Source organism: Bradyrhizobium sp. BR14999, assembly GCF_056106085.1.
This window is the reverse complement of sequence record NZ_CM148536.1, coordinates 4,023,475-4,044,462: the sequence shown is the minus strand read 5'-3', so window position 1 is coordinate 4,044,462 and position 20,988 is coordinate 4,023,475. Positions and strand designations below refer to the sequence as shown.

Here is a 20,988-nt window from a genome sequence, read left to right as displayed (position 1 = left end):
ATTGACATCTTCCACGGAGATTTTTCCAATGCGTATTCTCTCGATGATTGCCGTTGCCGGCGCCATGATTGCAAGCTCGGCCGGTGCCTTTGCCAGCGAGCTTCCCTCTTACGAAGTGACCTCGTTTCCGATCTCGGCGACGCAAGTGCAGGTGCTCGGCGGCGCCGGCGTCGAGGAGCAGTCCGCCGCGCCCGCGATGATCGTCGCCGGCATGCCCGCTTCGCCCGCGCAGGTTTCAGTGCTGACCCCGCGCGTCAAGCGGCTCGCGAGCGCGGGTTCGGAAAACCGGTCGCACTAAGCTTCGCTTTGTCATTCCGGGTTCGGCGCTCCGCGCCGACCGGAATGACACGCGGGTCTACGTCATGCTGCCCGGCATGAAGCAGCGCACGCGCGGATGGCCATCGATATAGTGCTTCCACACCATGGTGCGGCCGATCTTGTTCGGCACAGTGATCACCGCACCGTCGGGCACCAACACCCATTCGTCGTCGATGCGGACGCGGTAACGGCCGCGATCGGACTCCCAGTCGACGTCGGCAATGACGTAGCCGTCGGCGTCGGAGCAGCACTGTCCGAATTCGCTGTGCAGGCTTTCGAACCAGGGTTTTAGCGGCGAGTTGGCGTAACGCCCGTCATCGCGCGCCAGCGCCGATGTCGCCAAGAGCGCTGTCAGGGCCAGCAATGGCACCGCACACAATCTTGCAAGTCGCATATCGTCTCCGCGGATCGACATGATCGCCGCGGGGGGACAACGCGCGCCGACCGCCTTCCGCGGCTCGGCGAAAGGCGTGAAGGCAGCGACTCGTTCCCCCAGCAGCTTTGCGGATAGCTATGCAAATCCGGCGCCAGCTTGCATTCCGGGCAACTACTGGAACGATCCCGCGGCGCGTTCGTCTTTCGGCGGATATGACCGCCGGCGACTTTCCGTCTTCCCCGCCAGTACGAGGAATGATGATGATGTGTGGAGCTGCTGCCGACCAGGCGGCACAGTGCGCGAGGGACGCCCTTACTGCTTGGGCGCCGGCGCCATCATCGCGCCGCCCTTTTTCGTCGCGGGTGCCGCCGGCTTCGTGGCAGCGGCCTGCGCAGGGAGATATTTTGCCACGATGGCAGGATCGACCTGGGCCATGTAGGCATCCGGCAGGCGCGTCCAGGTCTCGTCCTTGCCGAGCAACGCGATGCCGAGATAGCCGCGCAGCGTCAGGGTCTGGCCATCAGGACTGACCTTCATGTTGGCCTTCCAGATCTGGCCGTCGCGCGGATTGAGCACGTTGCCGCCTTCGTACTTCAAGCCTTCGCGCTTCATGTTGCGGACGAAGGAGATGCCGAGCACCGGCGCGTTCTTGCGATCGTCGGTGCACTTGGAGCAAACCTCGTTCGGATCGTCGGTTGGCCGCGGGAAGGTTTTTGCGATCACGCCTTCAAAGATGCCGTTGTGGTCGACGAAGAGGAACCATCCGACTGTCTTGCCGTCTTCGACCTTCTGCCAGAGGCCCGCCGCGGTAGGCTCGGCGGTCTGTGCCGCAGACGGTGTCACCGCAAGGAGCGACAACGCGAGCGCGAGGAAGGGAAGCAGCCGAGAGCTGGACAGGAAATTCCGCATTAGATCACCTTGCTATTCCACGACTGGAATGGCCGCAGACTACGGCGATTTCGCGAACGGTTCCAGCACCAGAAACATGGGGCATCGGCCCCCTGCTCAGCGCCGTCAGTTGACACCGAGCTTCTTTTGCAGGCTGGAGGATGAGGTCGTGTACTGGAACACCAGCCGCTTCTCCGGATAGACGTAGCGATGGGCTTTTTGCGACATCAGCGCGCCCTCGTGGAAGCCGCACAGGATCAGCTTGATCTTGCCGGGATAGGTGTTGATGTCGCCGATGGCGAAGATGCCTGATACGTTGGTCTCGAACGCCGATGTCTCGACCGGCACCAGATTGTTCTCCAGCGCAATGCCCCAGTTCGCGACCGGGCCGAGCTTCATGGTCAGTCCGAAGAACGGCAGCATGGTGTCGCAGGCAATTTCGGTCATGGCGTTGTCGTTGCCCTTGATGGTGGCGCCGGAGAGCTTGCCATCAGCGCCGGAGAGCGCCGTGACCTGCCCGAGCCTCAGATCCATCTTGCCGCCTGCGACCAGCGCGCGCATCTGCTCGACGCTGTGGGGCGCGGCGCGAAACTCGTCGCGCCGATGCAGCAGCGTGATGCGCTTGGCAATCGGATGCAGATTGAGCGTCCAGTCGAGCGCGGAATCGCCGCCGCCGACGATCAGCACGTTCTTGTCGCGGAACGTCTCCATCTTGCGCACGGCGTAGTGCACAGAAGTGCCTTCGTAGGCCTCGATGCCCGGCACCGGCGGGCGCTTGGGCTGGAACGAGCCGCCGCCGGCCGCGATCACCACCACCTTGCATTCGAACACCTTGCCGGCGTCGGTGGTGCAGCGAAAGGCGGGATCGCCGATCTTCTCCACGGTCTCGATCATCTCGCCGAGATGGAAGGTCGGATGAAACGGCTTGATCTGTTCCATCAGCGCGTCGGTCAGCCCCTGGCCCGAGACCTGCGGAATGCCGGGAATGTCGTAAATCGGCTTTTCCGGATAGAGCTCGGCGCACTGGCCGCCGACCTTGTCGAGGATGTCGACGAAATGCGCCTTCATGTCGAGAAGGCCAAGCTCGAAGGCGGCGAACAGACCGCAGGGGCCGGCGCCAATAATCAGCACATCGGTTTTGATCACGTCGCTCATGTCGTCTCTTTATCGGTCGTTATCGGTTGGACGGCGCCCTTTGGGCCGAGGTGACCCCGCCTGTCTAGCCAACGGGGATGGAACAGGGAAGGCATAAAAGCGGGAGCACCCGGCCGCCGCACCCACTTGCCGGGTCAAAATAACTGGGTTGTAACGAGGAAGGATATGACGGAGATCAATCGGTGAACGCACCAAGCCGCCTCGATACGACGCCGCGCCTGGAAGACTACCCTTATCGCCTCAGCGACAACGTTCGCTTCGGCGATCTCGATCCCAACCAGCACGTCAACAACGCCGTCTACGCCACCTATTTCGAGACCGGCCGTGTCACGCTGATGAAGCTCCCGGAATATGGGCTGACGCCGCCGGGTCTTGCCTGGATCATGGTGCGGCTCGACATCCATTTCCGCGCCGAGCTGCACTGGCCGAACACGATCGAGCTCGGCCTTGGCGTGGTGAAGCTCGGACGAACGTCGGTGACCTTCGAGCAGGTCGTATTCTCGCAAGGAAAGTGCATCGCGTCGGCGAATTCGGTCGGCGTGATGATCGACGAAGCGTCACGGCGGCCAACGCCGCTCACTGCAGAAGTGGTCGCGAAGCTAAGCCCCTGGCACAAGCGCGGCATCGAGGTCGCGCCGCCGCGCGACTAATCGATGATCCGGACCCGAAGGGCCGCGCTAGCTGCCAAGCGTGCAGCGGTTTTCCGGAAAGATCTGCCCTATTAAAGATCTGCCCTATTGAAGGGAAGATCAGGCCTGGCGTTCCGGCGTCCCGACGACGAGCCCGTCGAGGTCGTCGGAGACCTTGATCTGGCAGGACAGGCGCGAGTTCGGGCGCACGTCGAAACCGAAGTCGAGCATGTCCTCTTCCATCGGCGTCGGGCTGCCGACCTTCTCGCGCCAGGCTTCGTCGACATAGACATGGCAGGTCGCGCAGGCACAGGCGCCGCCGCATTCGGCCTCGATGCCGGGAATGCTGTTGCGGATGGCGGCTTCCATCACGGTTGCGCCGTTCTCGATTTCCACCGTGCGGGTTTCGCCCTTGTGGTCGACAAAGTGAATCTTGGCCATGTGTGCTCGTGCTGCCGCGGTGCTTGGAATGAAGGTGATGGGTCCCGGCTGTCCTATAACGGGTCGGTCCGCCCGGCGCCATAGCGTTTTCGCGCGACGTGGATCCCGCTTCGCGGCAAGAAAACGCGTCAAAACAAAAGAGTAGAACCGGGTTCTGACAGTCCGCGCTTAAGACTTCAGCATCGCCTCGATGGCGGTGCGGGCCTCGGTTACCGCCTCTTTCAAGGCAGCAAGGGCGTGGGGCCGGCCATGGCCGGTCCGGATCGCGGTCTCCAGGCTGGCTGCGGCATCGGCCACCGCAAAGGCGCCGATCCCGCGAGCCGAACCCTTGAGCTTGTGGGCAAGTGCGCCGGCCTCGGCCGGCAGCGCCATCATCGCCGCAATCAGGCGGGCCGCCTGCTCGGCGAACATCGCCAGCACTTCCCGTTCCAGCTGGGCATCGCCGAGCGTCATGCGCGAGAGGTGATCGAGGTCGAGCGGGCTGTCGGTGGGTGCAAGCGGGGGCGAGGGCATCCAGTCCATCCGTTGCAGTTCAGGCGTCATGACGCAGGCCCCGGCATTCGCGATGTCCCGCCGGTTCGGCGGTCAGGTTCCTCCCACCCAAGCATGAAAATGGTTAACGAAATGTTTGGGCTGTTTGACGCAGATCCGCCGGTTTGTTGACTAAAAGTTGCCGTAATCTGCCAAGTTCGGTGGAGAATTGCATTTATTGCTAAGGCGTTACGGCCTGATCCTGTTAACGATGATTAAGATTGTCTTAATCGCGGGCATTTCATTCGAGACGCTCTGCCAATAGGATGTTGCAGAAATTGGCGGACAAGCCGTCCGGGTGGGGACGGCTCGGAGATCCGCGCAAGCGGCATGATCCGGTCTGTGGGCTTGCGTAACGCGCAGGGCTCGCGGGGGGACGCGTACAAGTAACGAGGGCTCCGACTGACATGGCGAACACTCCGAAAAAGGTCAAAGACCCCACAGAAGTTGCGCTTTCTGCGATCCAGGAAGCCCTCAACATCAGTGACACCGCTGCGGATACGAGCCGCAACGCCGCGATGCGCAACGAAACGCCGCCTCCGGTGGCGCCGCCCGAGCCACCGATCTTCGACGAGCCGAGCTTCGAGCCGCGCCCCGCCGCCAACGAACGAGCAACCGCGTTCGACCCGATCGAAGAGCCGCGCACCTCGCGCCGCGCCGCCAATGACGACCGCGAGACAATCGGCCAGCTGCTCCAGGCGCTTCAGAAGGGCCGCCCTGCCCGCAGCGTCTACAACTTCGCCACCATCTTTGCCGGCGTCTGGCTCGCCGCCTGCGCCGCGCTGACGTTCGGTTTCCTGCCCTCGATCCAGGCCGCCATGGGCCAGAGCGGCGGCGTGCTCGTCATTGCCGGCCTGATCGCGATGTTCTTCGCGCCCATCATGCTGTTCTACTTCCTGGCGAGCCTCGTCTGGCGCGGCCAGGAAATGCGCATGATCGCGCAGGCGATGGCGCAGGTCGCGATCCGCTTCTCCGAGCCGGAAGGCTCGGCCTCCGATTCCATGGTCACCGTCGGCCAGGCCATTCGCCGCGAGGTCGCGGCGATGGGCGACGGCATCGAGCGCGCGATCGCGCGCGCCGGCGAGCTCGAGACGCTGGTCGCCAACGAGGTCGCGGCGCTCGAGCGCGCCTATTCCGACAACGAGGTGCGCATCCGCGCCCTGCTCCAGGACATCGCGCATCAGCGCGACAATCTGGTCGGCCAGGCCGAGCAGGTCCGCAGCGCCATCTCCGGGGTGCAGATCGACCTGCGCCACGACATCGCGCTGATCTCGGACGCGATTGCCTCGCGCGTCGACGAGGTCGCCAAGTCCATCACCGGCGCGCTGGAAGAGCGCGGCGCCCACATCACCAGCGCCTTGAGTAACGCCGGCGACAACATGATCCTGGCGCTCGGCGAGCGCGGCGGCGACCTGCTCGACCGCCTCGAGGAGGCCAGCAACGAGACTACGCGCGCGGTGCTCGACGCCAGCGAGCGGCTGACCACCAGCCTCAACTTCAAGACCGGCCACGTCCACGACGAGTTCGTCGACCTCGCCGACCGCGTCCATGAGATGTTGAACGAGCGCATCGACCGCATCACCGGCGAGTTCGAGCAGCGCTCCGCCGCGATCGTCGACGGCATCTCGGAGCGCACCGAGCAGGTGCACGATTCCCTGAAGAATTCGTCGGATTCGCTGCTGCTCGAGCTCGAGCTGCGTTCCAACGACATCTCCGCCAAGATCGACGACGCCGGCAACCGGCTCGCAGGCCAGATCATGACGAGCGGCGACAAGGCGAGCGAGGCGCTCGACGCCACCGTCAACACCCTGGTCGCCAAAGTCGTCAGCCAGACCGAGACCGCGCACGATTCGCTGTCGCTCCAGATGAGCGCCTTCGACGAGCTCGTGAGGAACCAGGGCACCGAGCTAGTTGAGAAGTTCGCCCGCGACTCCGGCACGCTGGGCGCGCTGATCACGCGTCACATCTCCGAGTTCGACCGCACCGTGAAGACCTTCGGCGGCGAGATCGTGGATCGCATGGGCCAGCGCACGCAGGACATCGCCGAGACGCTGAAGACCTATGTCGACAATTTCGACACCCGCTTCACGTCCAATGGCGGCGCGATCACGGCCGTGCTCGACCAGCGCCTCTTGCAATTCGAGACCACGATCGGCGAGCGCGTCAGCAACTTCGACGCCTCCCTGAACGGCAAGTTCGCCAGCCTCGACGGCACGATCGAAGGCCACATCAAGACCTTCGACGAACAGCTCATCGGCCGCGTCGCCGCGCTCGAACAGTCGTTCGACAGCCGCGCCAGGTCCATGACCGAAACCATCGACGGACGCATCAATACATTGGCGATGTCGCTGAGCGACGGTGCCGCGCAGGCTATCCAGTCGATCGATGGCCGCCTCACCCATCTCACGACGTCGCTGACCGGCGGCGCATCGCAGGCCATCGAAAAGATCGATGCGCGGCTCAACCACCTCACCACCTCGCTGACCGACGGCGCATCAGAGGCCATCGAAACGATCGATACGCGCCTCAACCACCTCACCACCTCACTGACCGACGGCGCATCGCAGACCCTCCAGTCGATCGACACGAGGCTGACGCATCTCACGACGACGCTGACCGGCGGCGCATCGCAGGCGCTCGAGTCCATCGACTCCCGCCTCACCTACCTGACCACGGCGGTGACGAATGGCGCCTCGCAGGCCGTGCAGTCGATCGACACGCGGCTCACACTGCTGACCTCGACCCTCACCGATGGCACCGCGCAGGCGATCGAGGCGGTCGACCGCCGCATCACCGGCGTCACCGAGATCATGGACGGCCGCAGCACGCATCTGGCCGACACAGTCACGGCGCGCTTCCAGGAGATCCACCAGGCCATCGAGACCAAGGTCGGCTCGGTCGCCAACGACATCGACGTGCGCGTGGCGCAGTTCGAGGATCTACTCGGCTCGCGCGTCGAGGCCGTCGCCGGCCGCATCGAGAGCAGCGGACGCCAGGCCAGCGAGGACATGATGTCCCGCGCCGAGATGATCTCGACCGCGATCCGCTCGCATGTCGAGGACGCCGAGCGTTCGCTCACCAACCTCGTCGTCAACACCAGCGAGACCATCCAGACCGGCGCGCGCACCGCTCAGCAGTCGCTGATGACGGTCTCCTCCGACGTCAATGCCCAGCTCAAGATGACCTCCACCGAGGTCGAGCGTGCGCTGACCGCGGTCGGCACCGGTGCTGCGAATTCGATCCTGACCAGTGCCCGCGAGGCGCAGTCGACCCTGGTCGCCGCATCGGGCGAGGCGTCGAACCAGCTCAAGGGGCTCGCGACCGACGTCGAACGCACGCTGTCCGCGGCGGGCTCGGCCACCGCCGCCTCGATCCTGGCCGGCGCCCGCGAAGTGCAGACCACGCTCGTCACCGCCTCTTCGGATGCGACCAACCACGTCAAGACGCTCACCGCCGACGTGCAGCGCTCGCTGTCGCTGGCCGGCACCAGCACGGCGGAGTTGATCGTCGCCGGCGCCCGCGATGCGCAAGGCGCGCTAATCGCGGCCTCGACCGAGACTGCCAACCAGATCAAGTCGCTGTCTTCCGACGTGCAGCGTTCGCTCTCGATGGCGGGCACCTCGACCGCCGAGACCATCATGAGCGGCGCCCGCGAGGCTCAGAGCACATTGGTCACGGCGTCTTCGGATGCGGCGAGCCAGGTCAAGTCGCTCGCGGCCGAAGTGCATCGTTCGCTCTCGCAGGTCGGCGTGTCGACCGCCGAGACGATCACCACCAGCGCCCGCGACGCCCAGAGCACCCTGCTCGCGGTTTCGGCCGAGCAGACCAGCCAGGTCCGTTCGCTCGCGGCCGAGATGCAGCGCGCGCTGGCGACCGCCGGCGGTGCCACCATCGAGGCGCTCACCGGCGGTATCCGCGAGGCGCAGGGCACGCTGATCTCCGCCTCGACCGACGCGGCGAGCCAGATCAAATCGCTGACCACCGACATCGAGCGCACGCTGACCGCGGTCGGCGCCGACACCGCCTCGACGATCCTCAACAGCGCGCGTGAGGCACAGACCTCGCTGACCTCGACCTCGGCGGATGCCGCGAGCCAGATCCGCACGATCTCGACCGAGATCGAGCGTACGCTGAGCGCAGCCACCGCGAATGCGACCAACGACATCCAAACCAGCGCGCTGAACGCCCAGAACGCGCTGATATCTGCCTCCAACGAGGCGAGCTCGCGGGTCAAGTCGAGTTCGGCCGACGTCGAGCGCTCGGTGCTCGCCGCCAGCAGCAGCTTCGGCCAGGCCATGACCGGCAAGACCGACGAGATCGTCACCTATGTGCAGCAGCAGGCCGACCGTCTGTCGAACATGATCGACGCCAAGCGCGGCGCTCTGGTCGACGCGATCGGCTCCAAGACCAGCCAGCTCACGCTCGACATCGACCGCGTCACCTCCGACGCCCTGAAGTCGATCGAGACGCGCGGCCAGGCCTTCTCGCAGACCATGATGGGCAACGGCTCGGAAGTCGCCCGCGCCATCAATACCGCGAGCGAGATCGCCACCGGCGCGGTCGGCAAGTCGCTCAAGGACCTCGAGCAGGCCTCGCGCTCGGCGATCGACCAGTCGCGCCAGGTCTCGATCGCGGCCGTCACCGAGATGCAGGAGACCAGCAAGATCCTGCGTACCGACACGGTGGCGCTGTTCGAGCGGCTACGCGAAGGCAACATCCTGCTCCAGGAGGTGCTGACCGGTGCGCACGACAACCTCAACTCGCTCGAGCGGGCGCTGGTGACGCGCGTCGCCGACTTCGTCTCGGCGATGAACGACGTCACCTCACGCAACGGCGCTGCGACGCAGAACCTGGAAGACCAGCTCAACGTCTTCAACAGCAAGACCACGAAGGCGCTCCAGGATCTCGGCGAGCTGTCGACCCAGTTCGACAAGCATGGCAAGGCGCTCGTCGAGGCCGCGCAGGTCGTCGAGCAGAGCAACAAGAACACCACCGCCTCGCTCGCCGAGCGCAAGCAGGCGCTGGAATCGCTCGTCACCACGATCGACCTCCGCACGGCCGATCTCGACCAGCGCCTCTCGCGCTTCACCGGCCTGCTCGATGAATCGCTGGCCGCAGCCGAAGAGCGTGCCCGCGACATCGCCCGCGTCGTCGCCGAGACCGCCGGCGCAGGCTCGGCTGCGATCACCCGCCAGTTCGAGGCGGTGCGCGCGGCGTCTGAGGAGGAGCACCGGCAGACCATCGATGCCATGCACGACATCTACCGCCAGACCACGGACGAAGCGGATGTGATGTTCAAGCAGTCGACCGAGAAGTTCTCGAACCTCGTCTCCAGCATGAAGCAGATGGCGCTCGAGATGCACAACGAGCTCGAGGCCACCCGCAACGAGCTGCGCCGCGGCGTGCTCGAGATGCCGCAGGAGGCCGCCGAGAGCACGGCGCAGATGCGCAAGGTGATCGTCGACCAGATCGAAGCACTCGCCGAGCTCAACCGCATCGTGGCCCAGCATGGCCGCGGTCTCGACGTCACCACGACGAACCGCGCCAGCGTGCAGCGCCAGGACGAGCCGGCGGTGCTGGCAGCCGTCGGCGGCCGCGCCACCGAGACCCGCATGCGCGACACCGGCAGCGCCTCGACGCTGCCGCCGCCGGACCTCGGCATGCCGGCTGCGCGCCGCACCGAAGCGCCGTCAGTCGCGCCTGCCGGCAACGACCAGGGCCGCGACGGCTGGCTGTCGGACCTGCTCAACCGCGCCGACACCGGTCCTGCCACTCCGAACGGCCGTGAGGCTCCCCGCGGCCGTGCGGCACCCGCCCCGCAGCCGCAGGCGCCGCAAGGTGGTGGCAATCCGCTGGAATCGCTGTCGCTCGACATCGGCCGGCTGATGGACCGCAACCTCGCCGCCGAGATGTGGGACCGCTACCAGCGCGGCGAGAATAAGGCCTTCACCAAGCGCCTCTACACGCCCGCCGGCCAGAAGGCCTTCGACGAGGTCGCCCGCAAGTATCGCGCCGACCGCAACTTCAAGGGCACGGTCGACCGCTATGTCGCGGAGTTCGAACGCCTGCTCGACGAAGTCGCCCGCGACGGCCGCGGCCCGCAGGAGCTGCGCAGCCACCTGATCTCGGAGACGGGGCTGGTCTACACGCTGCTGGCCCACGCAGCGGGACGGCTGGGGTGAGACGCCAATAGCAACAGCGAATTGCGAATGAGAACGGAGGCCTCACGGCCTCCGTTTTTGTTTGGGCTTGTCATTGCACCAGCAATTTACCGCGCGGTAGGAACTGCGCGGCCCCAACAAGCACCGTCATTGCGAGGAGCTCTTGCGACGAAGCAATCCAGACTGCCTCCGCGGAGACAGTCTGGATTGCTTCGCTTCCGCTTTCGCTCTTCGAGCTACAGCGGACAAGTCGCTCGCAATGACTGCTCGTCCTCCTACCGCCTGCGCTCGGCCGCCGCCGGCTTCGGCGGCTCGGGCGGCGGGGCTGCTTGCGATGAGTTGCTGGCGCCGAACAGCACGCGGGTCGGGTTGCGGTCAAAATTGTTCACGGCGCGGCTGATGTCGCCGAGAGTACGACGGCCGTCGCTCATCAGCGCGCCGGAGCGCTTGTCGAAGTCCTCGGCCAGTTCGCGGATCGACTTGACCGCCTGGAACAGCTCGCCGCCGTCCTTGCCGCCGGCGAGCGTGTTGAGGCCGAGCATGAGACTATCGGCCTTGAGCATGACGCCGTCGACCTTGGCCATCATGCCGTCGATCTTCTCGGAATTGCGGGCGAGCGAATTGGTGAAGGTCTCCAGATTCTTCAGCGAGTTCTTCACCGATTCCTGATTGTCGGCGACGATCTTGTTGATGTTCTGCAGCGTGCCGCGGATCGCCTCGGTGACGTCCTGGAGCTTGTTGGGGTCCGCCGTCAGCGTCGGGATGCCGTCCTGGTCGAGCGGCGGTGCGGCTGCGGCCTCGTCGCCGCCCTTGAGCGAGATTGCGGCGACCCCCGTGAGGCCCTGGAATTCGAGGCCGACCAGCGTGTCCTTGCGGATCGGGGCGTTGTTCTCGATCATGGCGAGTGCGACAACCCGCCGCGGGTTGTCCAGCTTCACCGAGACAACCTCACCCACCCGGATACCGTTGAAGTTGACGCTGCCGCCATTGCGCAGGCCCGCCGCCGGGCCCTCGAACACGACGCGCAGGGGGATGCGCTGCTTGGTGGTGTGCAGCGACTGAAACCACAGCACGAAGCCGATCGCGGCGGCGATCACCGCCAGTGTGAACGACCCGATCAATACGTAATTCGCCCGCGTTTCCATCAGCTGCTCCGGCTACTCAACCCAGCTCTTAACCCATGACCGCGCGGGCGCGCTTGCCATGAAAATACTGCCTCAGCCAGGGATGCTGCGAGGCCTGCATGTCGGCGATCGACCCTGCCGCAATGATCTTACCGTTCCCTAAAACGGCGATGCGATCACATGCTGTGTAAAGGCTGTCGAGGTCGTGGGTTACCATGAAAACGGTCAGGCCCAAAGTGCGCTGGAGCGTCCGGACCAGCTCGTCGAAATCGCCGGCGCCGATCGGATCGAGGCCCGAGGTTGGCTCGTCCAGGAAGACGAGATCCGGATCGAGCGACAGCGCGCGGGCGAGTGCCACGCGCTTGATCATGCCGCCGGAGAGCTCGGACGGGAAGCGCTCGGCAACTTCCGGCTTGAGACCGACCATGGTCAGCTTGGCCATGGTGATCTCGTCCATCAGCCGCTGCGAGACGCGCAGATATTCGCGCATCGGAAACTGGATGTTCTGCCTCACAGTCAGCGATGAGAACAGTGCGCCCTGCTGAAACAGCACACCCCAGCGCCGCTCCACATTTCGCCGCTGCGACGTGCTGGAGGAATCGAGGTCGACGCCGAACACCTCGATGGAGCCTGCGATCTTCGGCACGAGGCCGATGATGGTGCGCGTCAGCACCGATTTGCCGGCGCCGGATGGGCCGACAAAGCCGAGGATCTCGCCGCGCTTGACGTCGAGGTTGAGCCCGTCGAGCACGCGCGTTGAGCCGAACTGCACGGTGATGTCGCGGACGCGGATGATGGGATTTTGGATCTCGGCTGCCATCGTCACATCCCGATCGAGGCGAAGAAGATGGCGAACACGCCGTCCATCACGATGACGAAGAAGATGCCCTTCACCACCGATGCCGTGGTGTGTTGACCCAGCGATTCCGCGCTGCCTTGCACGGCGAGCCCCTCGACGCAGGCGACGATGCCGATCACGGCGGCCATCACCGGCGCCTTGACGATACCGACGATGAAATGATCGATCGAGATGGCGTCGCGGAGCCGCAACAGGAAGGCCTCCGGCTCGACGCCGCCATAGAGCCAGGCGACGAGCCCGCCGCCATAAAGTGCGGCCATCGCGCCGAGGAAAGCGAGAATCGGCAGCGCAATCACGAGCGCCATCATGCGAGGCAGCACCAGGACCTCGATCGGGTCGAACCCCATGGTGCGCAGCGCGTCGATCTCCTCGCGCATCTTCATCGAGCCGAGCTCGGCGGTGTAGGCGCTGCCCGAGCGGCCCGCGACCATGATGGCGACCAAGAGCACGCCGATCTCGCGCAGCACCAGCACGCCGAGCATGTCGACGACGAAGATGTCGGCGCCGAATCTTCGGAAATGGAAGATGCCCTGCTGCGCGATGATGCAGCCGATCAGGAAGGTGATGAGTACGATGATCGGCACCGCGCGCCAGCAGACCTGCTCCAGGTGGTGCACGGTCGAGGTCAGGCGCAGCGAGCGCGGATGGATCAAGACGCGAAAGCCTGCCGCGAGCACCGCGCCGAGCATGTCGACGAGGCCCGCCATGGTGCCGGCAACACCGGCCACGGTCCGGCCGATCTGCTCCAGCATGCCGGTGATGGTGATCGGGCTGCTGTCGATCACGGGGGTCGCCCGCACCCGCCCCACCTCTTCGACGAGGCTGGAATAATTGGCGGAGAGCCCGGCGATCTGGGCCTCGACGGCGCCTTGGGTCAGGCTGCGGCGCAGCCGCTCGATCAGCCAGGCGCCGAAGGTATCGAGCTTGGCGACCTCGGAGACGTCGATGAAGATGCTTTGTGGACCGCCGGCGAGCTTCTCGGCGTCCGCCACCATCCGCTCCAGGACCGGCGCGAAACTCGCGGTCCAGGTTCCGGTGGCGCAGAGTGCCAGCGCGTTGCCCTTGGCAATCCGTTCCAGCTTCGGATCGCCACTCAAGATGTCCGCTCCCGTGCCGAGGCGCAGGAAACGGATAGAATCGGATGGTTGCGCACGCGCCCTTACCTAGAGAAGGTATCCCCAACTGCCCATTGTTAGTTGCTACAGGTAACTAGCAGGTTCAGATTTCGCCAGAGTTCAAAATGACTTCCATGAAATTTGCCTCCCTGGCGGCGCGAATCGAGCGCTTCCCCATCGCCGGCAGCTTTACCATCAGCCGGGGGGCCAAGACCGAGGCCGTGACGGTCGTGGCGGAGGTCAGCCAGGGTGGGCTGACCGGCCGCGGCGAGTGCGTGCCCTATCCCCGCTATGGCGAGACGCCCGAGGCGACGCTAGCCGCCATCGAGGCCATGCAGGACGCGGTGGCCGCTGGGCTGACCCGGGAGGCCCTCCAGGCCGCCATGCCGCCCGGTGCGGCCCGCAACGCGCTGGATTGCGCCCTGATTGACCTCGAGGCCAAGGCTGGGGGCCTGCGGGCCTGGAACCTGCTGAACCGCCCGACGCCCCGCGAGCGCACCACCGCCTACACCATCTCGCTCGGCACCCCCGAGACCATGGCCGCGGCGACCGCCAAGGCAGCGCACCGGCCGCTGCTCAAGATCAAGCTCGGCGGCGAAGGCGATGGGATGCGGATCGCGGCCGTCCGCAAGGCCGCCCCCACGTCCGAGCTGGTCGTCGACGCCAACGAGGCCTGGACCGAGGCCAATCTGGAGCACAATCTTGCCGCCTGCGCTGAGGCTGGCGTCACCCTCGTGGAGCAGCCGCTGCCATCAGGCAAGGACGAGGCGCTGGCACGGATCAAGCGACCGCTCGCTGTCTGCGCCGACGAGAGCGTGCACGACCGATCGTCGCTCGCGCCGCTGCGCGAGCGCTACGACGCCGTGAACATCAAGCTCGACAAGACCGGCGGCCTCACCGAGGCCCTTGCCATGGCCGATGCCGCGCAGACGCTAGGCTTCGAGATCATGATCGGCTGCATGGTCGCAACCTCGCTGTCGATGGCGCCTGCGATGCTGGTGACGCCACAGGCGCGCTTCGTCGATCTCGACGGCCCGCTGCTGCTGGCGCGCGATCGCGATCACGCCCTGCGTTACGACGACAGTCTGGTCTATCCGCCGGACGCCTCGCTGTGGGGATGAGGCTTGAGCCGGTGCCGCGCCGACCAGATCACGAGTGCACCGGCAGCGGCCATCGCGGCCATGACGTAATACAGGTCGTCGCCGATATGGGCGTAGATCGCGCCTGACGCGATCGAGGTCGTTGCGCCCAATAGACCGTTGCACGCGGCGTAGTAGCCCTGCCCCCGCGCGATCTTGTGCGGCGGCACGCGCTGCACCAGGAGATTCATGGTGCCGACGATGGTCATGCCGAAGCTGAGACCGTGGCCGAGCTGCACGATCGCGAGCAGCGTCAGCGGCGGCTCGTTGGCGGTGACGATCCAGCGCACCACCGCGCTTAGCCCGCCGATCGCCATCATCGTGGACGGATGCAGCAAGAAGCGCGGCGACAGCGCGAACACGACGATCTCGGCGATCACGCCCAGCGTCCACAGCCCCGCGATCGTCAGCCCACTGATCCCATGGAGCTGCCAGTTGATGGCCGAGAACGTATAATAGGCGACGTGGCTGCCCTGGATCAGCGCGGCTGAGGCGATGATCGCCCAGAAGCCGACATCGCGCAGCAGCGCCTTGCCACCATGCGTCTCGGTAGTCTTGCGCCTGACATCGTCGAGCCGCTGAAGCAGCAGGCTGGCGAGAACCGCAACGACGGCCCACGCGACGATAACCCAGATCAGATCGCGCGGTGCGATGCTGTCGACGAGATAGCCGCAGGCGATCGAGCCCGCTGCGAAGGCTGCCGAGCCCCACAGCCGCAGGGGTCCGTAATCGAGGCCGTAACGGGCGACACCGCGCAGCGCATAGGCGTCCGTCAGCGGCATCGTCGGCGTCCACATCACGCAGGTCAGCGCATAGATCAGGAATAGAGCCAACGGCTGCTGCTGCAAGCCGACCGCAGTAAAGCCGATCGCCGTCGCCAGCACCGACACCATCATGGCGGTGCGAATGGCCTGGCGCTTTTCGGCAAACGCGGTCACTTGCGGCAGCGTGGTGAAGCGCGTGATCGCCGGCAGCGCGTTGATGAGCCCGATCCAGGCGGCGTCGATGCCGATCGCCTTCAGCCACACCGGGAAGAACGGCAGATGCGTGCCCGAGACCGCGAACACAGCCGAATAGAACAGGGCAAGACTCACGGCGAATCGCCGCTTCTTCGCTGCCGCGATGGGGATTTGTGATTCGGACTGCATCAAACCAATTGCGATTCGGTCGATATCGTGGTGATCGTTACAGTAACGCGCGGTGATTTGCGCGACGAGATTGTCATGGCCAACGAAGCATTCGCCCTCTCGCCCATGTCTGCCCGCGCGGCCCAGCCGAACGAGCAGGATTACGACGCGATCCGCGAAGCCTTCATGGAGACCGCGCGCGGCCGCTGGTTCCTCGGCGAATATGCCAAGCGCAACCGCAACGCCGACACGCGCATGGTGCTCGATGCGGTCGCCAAGATCGAAGAAACCCTTGCGGCACAGCGACAACCCGTCGTCGAGGACCGCCTGCCCGAGGCGCTGATCGAGATCCGCCGCGCCATCCGCGAGGCCGAGACGATCGCGATCGCGGCGTTCGATCCCGCGGCGATCGAGGCGAGCCTGGCGCCGATCCCGCTCGGGGTGCGCATCATCAAGGAGATCTCCTGGCGCTGGCGCGAAATCGGCGCCGACGGCCGAATCTGCGACCTCATTGATTCGCAGCTCGCTTCCATCGAGGCCGCCTGCGGACAGATTTCGACCATCGACCCCCGCGTCGAGCTCAAGGCCGCCTTCGATCTGCTGAAGGATCGCCTCGAGCAGCTTGACGGCGACGCAACGCCGCAGGCCGCGCCGGCTCCCAGGCAGGAGGCACCGTCGTCCGCGGCGGACGTGGCGCCTGCGGAGGTGGCACCTGGCGCGATCGCGAGCGAAGCCCCCGTGGCTTTTGCGGAGACGCCGCACGACATCGCCGCAGCGCCGGAGGCCGAAGCAGCCGTCGAGGCAACCGGCGTCACTGATACTTCCGCCGACGTTGCCGAGCAGGCAATGGACGCCGCCCTCGCGCCCGAGATCGTCGCCGAAAGCCAGGCGGCACTTGAAGAAGCGGCGCATGCGGACATCGCTTTCGAAGAGCCGGCCGCCGAGCCCGCCGCGCTCGCGGAGGCGAACGACGAGTTCGCACTCGATGCCGCCGCGGAAGCCGAGGACGAAGCCATCCTCGAGGCCATCGCGCTGGAGATGGCCGCGCCCGATCCCGAGTTCGACGAGATCATCGAGCCGGTGGAATTGGCCGCCGCCGCGCCGGAACCGATGGCCGCGGAGATCGCAGCTCCGATTGCCGCCGAGATCCCGGAGCCGATCGGACCGGAGCCGGTCGTCGCAGCGGTCGCGGAAGAGCCCGCCGCAAACGCGCAGATCGCGATGGACTCGCTCGCGCGCCTCACCGACGCCATTGCGGAAGCCGCTGCCGAAGTGATGGAGCAGCCGGCCCCGACCATGGCGGCCACAGCAACATTCGCCGCGGCACCAAGCGCGACGCTGCCGATGCCCTCGCCCTTATCCACGTCCTTGCCCGAGTCCTCGCTCGGCGCCACCATCCTCGCCAGCGGCATCCTTCAAAAGCCCCGCGCCGCCGCCAACGACCCGCTCGCGCCGATCCGCCGCATGACCCAGGCCGAGAAGATCGCGTTCTTCTCGTGAGAGCGCGCGCGCTCTCACCACATCGTCAATTGCGAGCGCAGCGAAGCAATGACGGACTAGTCGCGCGCCCCCTCGTCACCCGCAATTCCAGACCGGCCCGATCGGCGTCCGCGTCCAGCATGGACCGAAACTGCCGCCATTGTAGCGGCCGCCGCCGAAGCCGGGGCGGCCGAAATAGTGCCACTCGCCATCCCAGCGGTAATACTGAGGGACCGGGTCGATGTACCAGTGGCGCCGGTCGGCGCGCGACAGGCGACGCATCGCGTCCTTCTGCTTGTAGAGCGGAATGCTGTTGCTTAGCGGCTGGCGATAGCCCGGCAGGAAGCCGTAGCCACGCCAGACCGGCTTGGGACGCTTCTGAACGGGCTCGGCGGGCGCGACTGCGGGCAGCAGAGACAGGATGACAGCAACGAATAGACACATAAGGCGCGACATGAATCGACAATAGTCGATCGATTGCGCGGAGGCCATCCTCCCAATCGATCCCCAATCATAGCAGGTTCCAAGCGTGATTCAGATCACGCAACTTACCATCGTGATAGGGATCACGGACGCCGGACTCGAACGTGGCCAGGCTTGCTCGCAACCAATCTCGCATCGAGATAAGTGGCAAAGGAGCACGCCATGTTCCGCCTAAAGCCTTTCCTGATGACTGCCGGCCTCCTGGGAAGCCTGTTCGGCTTCGCTTGCGGGCCCGTTTCCGCGCAAGTCGCCCCGGCCCAGCCGGCTCCCACCGCGCTGCAAGGCCCGGAGCAGCGGGTGGCGCTGGTGATCGGCAATGCGAACTACCAGAACGCGCCGCAACTTGCGAACCCCGACGATGACGCGCAATCGATGGCGCAGTTCCTGAACTCGGCCGGTTTCGAAGTGGTCGCCGCGACCGACCTCACCCAGAACGACATGCTGCGCGTGGTGCAGGACTTTTCCGCCAAGGTCGCTTCGCGCGGTCCGAACACGGTGGCGATGGTCTATTACGCCGGTCACGGCGTGCAGCTCGCCGGCGAGAACTATCTCGTTCCCGTCGACGCCAAGGTGTCGAGCCCGACCGAGCTCGTCAACAACTCGGTGCGTCTGGTCGACGTGATGTCGACGCTGGAGACGATCCCGAGCCGCATGCGCATCGTCATCCTCGATGCCTGCCGCAACAACCCGTTCCCTCAAGTCAACGATGCCGGCCGGGGCCTAGCCATTGTCGATGCGCCGAACGGCTCGATCGTCGGCTACTCGACCGCGCCGGGCGCCGAAGCGCTCGACGGCACCAGCGGCCACAGCCCCTACACCCAGGCGTTCCTGAACGTCGCGCGCGAGCCCAACGTGCCGATCGAGCAGCTGTTCAAGCGCGTGCGCCTGCAGGTGAACCAGACCACCAGCGGCGCGCAGATTCCGTGGGAGAGCTCGTCGTTGACGAGCGACTTCACCTTCTTCGGCGACACCGCCGTTGCCGCCAATCGGCCGCCGGTAAAAGCGCCGGTGGTGCAGATGGCCTCCAACCTGCCGAGCCGCTCGACCCGCCAGGCCTATGACTACGTGGTGTCCGAGGGCCGGCCGGAATATTATCAGGAGTTCATCCAGATGTACCCGCACGACCCGTTGTGCGACCACATCCGCTGGCTGCTCAACAATCTCCTGATCTCGCAGGCCTGGCACAAGGCTGTGCTCGCGAATTCGCCTGTGGGCTACAAGAGCTTCTATGACAGCTACGGCAACAGCCCCTATGCGCAAGTCGCGCTGAAACTGCAGGCGCAGCCGAAGCAGATCCCGTTGATGCAAGCGACCAAGTTCCTGGCGCCACAGAACATCGCCCCGACGCTGAAGATCGGCAATCTCGGCCAGCCCAAATACATGCCGCTGATGCAGCAGGGCAATGGCGGCGCGCAAGTGAACGGCAATCTGCCGGTCGTGCAGAAGCCGATCGACGGCAACGTCATCGGCAAGCTCGGCAATGGTGGCCAGATCATCAACCTGCCCTCAGGCAACAACCAGCCGAACGGCACGCCGTCGCCGACCCCGGGCAAGATCGTCACCCTGCCCGCGCCGACCAACACGAGCAACAACACTGGCGGCACCGGCAAGATCGTGACGCTGCCCGTGACCAACACCAAGCCGAATGCCAGCAACGCCAACGGCAAGCCGGGCAAGATCGTGAGCATGCCGGGTGCCGGCAAGGGCGACTCGAATGTCGATGTGAAGCCCGTTCAGACCCAGAACCACCCGATCCGCATCAACAACGGCAACACCGGTATCGTGAAGCTCAACAACAATCCGGTGAACAAGGTGCAGTTGCAGAACAACGTGCAGACCAATCGTCCGCAGCTCAACACGATGCCGAACCGTATGGTCAACAGCAGCAACAACTTCCGGCAGTCGATGAACCAGGCGCCGAGCACGGGCGGCGGCAACAATCGCCGGAGCTTCATGCACTGATTCGCGCAAGAAGCGCACACGACACAGGGCAGAGCGGCAACGCTCTGCCCCTTTCTTCATGTCAGCTCTTGAACATTGTCATTCCGGATGCGCCGAGAGGCGCAGGCCCGGAGTCCATTGTGCAGCAGGGTCGGTGGGGAAATGGATTCCAGGTTCGCGCTCGCGCGCGCCCCGGAATGACGCCTAAGCCACCAGCTCGGCGAACAACTCCGCATCAACATTGCCGCCGGAGAGCACGATGACGACGTTCTTGCCGGCCACATCAAGCCGACCCGCGAGCAGCGCGGCAAGGCCGACGGCGCCGCCCGGCTCCACCACGAGCTTCAGCTCGCGATAGGCGAACGCCACGGCCGCGCCGACCTCGGCGTCCGACGCCGTGACGCCGCGCGCGAGCAGCTTGCTGTTGATCGCAAAGGTCATCTCGCCTGGCATCAGGGCCATCAGCGCATCGCAGATGGTGCGGCCCGCCGGCGGATGCGGCTCACGATGGCCGGCGGTAAGCGAAATGCCGTGATCGTCGAAAGCCTCGGGCTCAGCGACCACGATTTCGGCTAGCGGATAGCGCGCCTTCACCGCCGTGGCGACGCCCGCGATCAGGCCGCCGCCGGAGGCCGGCGCCACCACGATATCGGGGGCAAGGCCGAGGCCCGCCATGTCCTCCGCGATCTCACGGCCGGCAGTGCCCTGCCCCGCAATCACGAAGGGATCGTCATATGGCTTGACCAGCGTCGCACCGCGCTTCTCGGCGATGCCGCGCGAGATCGCCTCGCGGTCGTCGCGATCGCGATCGTACAGCACGACCTCTGCGCCGTAGGATTTGGTGCGCTCGCGCTTGGACAGCGGCGCATCCGCCGGCATCACGATCGTCGCCTGCATGTCGAGGATTTTTGCCGCGGCCGCCACGCCCTGGGCGTGGTTGCCCGAGGAGAACGCGACGACGCCGCCGGCGCGCTTGTCCTGCGGAATCGAGAACACCTTGTTGAAGGCGCCGCGGAACTTGAAGGAGCCGGTGCGCTGGAGCATTTCCGGCTTCAGGAAGACCTTTGCGCCGACGCGCTCGTTGAGCACGGGAAAAGACAACAGCGGGGTGCGGATGGCGTAAGGCGCGATCACGCGCGCTGCGGCGTCGATGTCGGCGGGGCCGACCGGGAGGAGCTGTTCGGTCATGGCCGACTTTATCGCGGCCGGCGAGCCGCGGGCA

At 65.6% G+C, this 20,988-nt stretch carries 17 protein-coding genes; 6 read left to right on the top strand and 11 right to left on the bottom strand.

What is annotated here, in order from left to right; genetic code table 11:
- The first annotated feature begins 28 nt into the window (after positions 1-28).
- Positions 29-298, top strand: a complete 270-nt coding sequence (locus tag ACR9YP_RS18525; protein WP_474220728.1) for a hypothetical protein — start codon at positions 29-31, stop codon at positions 296-298.
- A 57-nt stretch (positions 299-355) separates the two neighbouring features.
- On the opposite strand, the gene ACR9YP_RS18520 is transcribed toward ACR9YP_RS18525, so the two are convergent.
- The 3 genes from ACR9YP_RS18520 to ACR9YP_RS18510 all read right to left on the bottom strand — a co-directional run bounded on the left by ACR9YP_RS18520 (position 356) and on the right by ACR9YP_RS18510 (position 2,737).
- Positions 356-712, bottom strand: coding sequence for a hypothetical protein (locus ACR9YP_RS18520; RefSeq protein ID WP_474220727.1), 357 nt, complete (start codon positions 710-712; stop codon positions 356-358).
- A 294-nt stretch (positions 713-1,006) separates the two neighbouring features.
- The gene (locus ACR9YP_RS18515; RefSeq protein WP_128944788.1) at positions 1,007-1,603 is read right to left on the bottom strand and encodes a DUF2147 domain-containing protein; all 597 of its coding nucleotides are present in this window, start codon (positions 1,601-1,603) and stop codon (positions 1,007-1,009) included.
- A gap of 105 nt (positions 1,604-1,708) precedes the next feature.
- Positions 1,709-2,737 carry an NAD(P)/FAD-dependent oxidoreductase gene (locus ACR9YP_RS18510; RefSeq protein WP_091898501.1) on the bottom strand — a complete coding sequence of 343 codons (1,029 nt, stop codon included), beginning with the start codon at positions 2,735-2,737 and terminating at the stop codon, positions 1,709-1,711.
- Between the two features lie 182 nt (positions 2,738-2,919).
- Between ACR9YP_RS18510 and ACR9YP_RS18505 the strand changes: the two genes are divergently transcribed.
- Positions 2,920-3,387, top strand: a complete 468-nt coding sequence (locus tag ACR9YP_RS18505; RefSeq protein WP_474220726.1) for an acyl-CoA thioesterase — start codon at positions 2,920-2,922, stop codon at positions 3,385-3,387.
- 99 nt (positions 3,388-3,486) lie between these two features.
- On the opposite strand, the gene ACR9YP_RS18500 is transcribed toward ACR9YP_RS18505, so the two are convergent.
- Both ACR9YP_RS18500 and ACR9YP_RS18495 read right to left on the bottom strand, forming a co-directional pair.
- Complete coding sequence (locus ACR9YP_RS18500) at positions 3,487-3,807, bottom strand: 2Fe-2S iron-sulfur cluster-binding protein (RefSeq protein WP_091898497.1); 321 nt, start codon at positions 3,805-3,807, stop codon at positions 3,487-3,489.
- A gap of 168 nt (positions 3,808-3,975) precedes the next feature.
- Positions 3,976-4,350 (bottom strand): Hpt domain-containing protein, encoded by a 375-nt coding sequence (locus ACR9YP_RS18495; protein WP_474220725.1) that lies wholly within the window; start codon positions 4,348-4,350, stop codon positions 3,976-3,978.
- A 395-nt stretch (positions 4,351-4,745) separates the two neighbouring features.
- Here ACR9YP_RS18495 and ACR9YP_RS18490 point away from each other — a divergent pair, with 395 nt between their 5' ends.
- Positions 4,746-10,520, top strand: a complete 5,775-nt coding sequence (locus ACR9YP_RS18490; protein WP_474220724.1) for an apolipoprotein A-IV repeat region-like domain-containing protein — start codon at positions 4,746-4,748, stop codon at positions 10,518-10,520.
- A 254-nt stretch (positions 10,521-10,774) separates the two neighbouring features.
- Here ACR9YP_RS18490 and ACR9YP_RS18485 read toward each other — a convergent pair whose 3' ends face one another.
- Genes ACR9YP_RS18485 through ACR9YP_RS18475 form a run of 3 tightly spaced genes read right to left on the bottom strand, consistent with a single transcriptional unit; the run spans position 10,775 to position 13,579 of the window.
- Complete coding sequence (locus ACR9YP_RS18485) at positions 10,775-11,644, bottom strand: MlaD family protein (RefSeq protein WP_474220723.1); 870 nt, start codon at positions 11,642-11,644, stop codon at positions 10,775-10,777.
- A 28-nt stretch (positions 11,645-11,672) separates the two neighbouring features.
- Positions 11,673-12,443 carry an ABC transporter ATP-binding protein gene (locus ACR9YP_RS18480; protein WP_474220722.1) on the bottom strand — a complete coding sequence of 257 codons (771 nt, stop codon included), beginning with the start codon at positions 12,441-12,443 and terminating at the stop codon, positions 11,673-11,675.
- Positions 12,444-12,445: 2 nt separating this feature from the next.
- Positions 12,446-13,579: an MlaE family ABC transporter permease gene (locus ACR9YP_RS18475; RefSeq protein WP_474220721.1), complete on the bottom strand. Its 1,134-nt coding sequence runs from the start codon at positions 13,577-13,579 to the stop codon at positions 12,446-12,448.
- A gap of 143 nt (positions 13,580-13,722) precedes the next feature.
- Here ACR9YP_RS18475 and dgcA point away from each other — a divergent pair, with 143 nt between their 5' ends.
- Positions 13,723-14,718, top strand: coding sequence for an N-acetyl-D-Glu racemase DgcA (gene dgcA / locus ACR9YP_RS18470; protein WP_474220720.1), 996 nt, complete (start codon positions 13,723-13,725; stop codon positions 14,716-14,718).
- Here dgcA and ACR9YP_RS18465 read toward each other — a convergent pair.
- Positions 14,688-15,884 carry an MFS transporter gene (locus ACR9YP_RS18465; RefSeq protein ID WP_474220719.1) on the bottom strand — a complete coding sequence of 399 codons (1,197 nt, stop codon included), beginning with the start codon at positions 15,882-15,884 and terminating at the stop codon, positions 14,688-14,690. The genes dgcA and ACR9YP_RS18465 overlap by 31 nt on opposite strands.
- Positions 15,885-15,959: 75 nt before the next feature.
- On the opposite strand from ACR9YP_RS18465, the gene ACR9YP_RS18460 reads away from it, so the two are divergent.
- Positions 15,960-17,363: a hypothetical protein gene (locus ACR9YP_RS18460; protein WP_474220718.1), complete on the top strand. Its 1,404-nt coding sequence runs from the start codon at positions 15,960-15,962 to the stop codon at positions 17,361-17,363.
- Positions 17,364-17,438: 75 nt separating this feature from the next.
- On the opposite strand, the gene ACR9YP_RS18455 is transcribed toward ACR9YP_RS18460, so the two are convergent.
- A complete protein-coding gene (locus ACR9YP_RS18455; RefSeq protein ID WP_128937315.1) occupies positions 17,439-17,798 on the bottom strand; it encodes a hypothetical protein in 360 nt (119 codons plus the stop codon).
- A 189-nt stretch (positions 17,799-17,987) separates the two neighbouring features.
- On the opposite strand from ACR9YP_RS18455, the gene ACR9YP_RS18450 reads away from it, so the two are divergent.
- A complete protein-coding gene (locus ACR9YP_RS18450) occupies positions 17,988-19,787 on the top strand; it encodes a caspase family protein (RefSeq protein WP_474220717.1) in 1,800 nt (599 codons plus the stop codon).
- Between the two features lie 183 nt (positions 19,788-19,970).
- Here ACR9YP_RS18450 and ACR9YP_RS18445 read toward each other — a convergent pair whose 3' ends face one another.
- Positions 19,971-20,954, bottom strand: a complete 984-nt coding sequence (locus ACR9YP_RS18445) for a threonine/serine dehydratase (RefSeq protein WP_128944935.1) — start codon at positions 20,952-20,954, stop codon at positions 19,971-19,973.
- Positions 20,955-20,988: the final 34 nt, after the last annotated feature.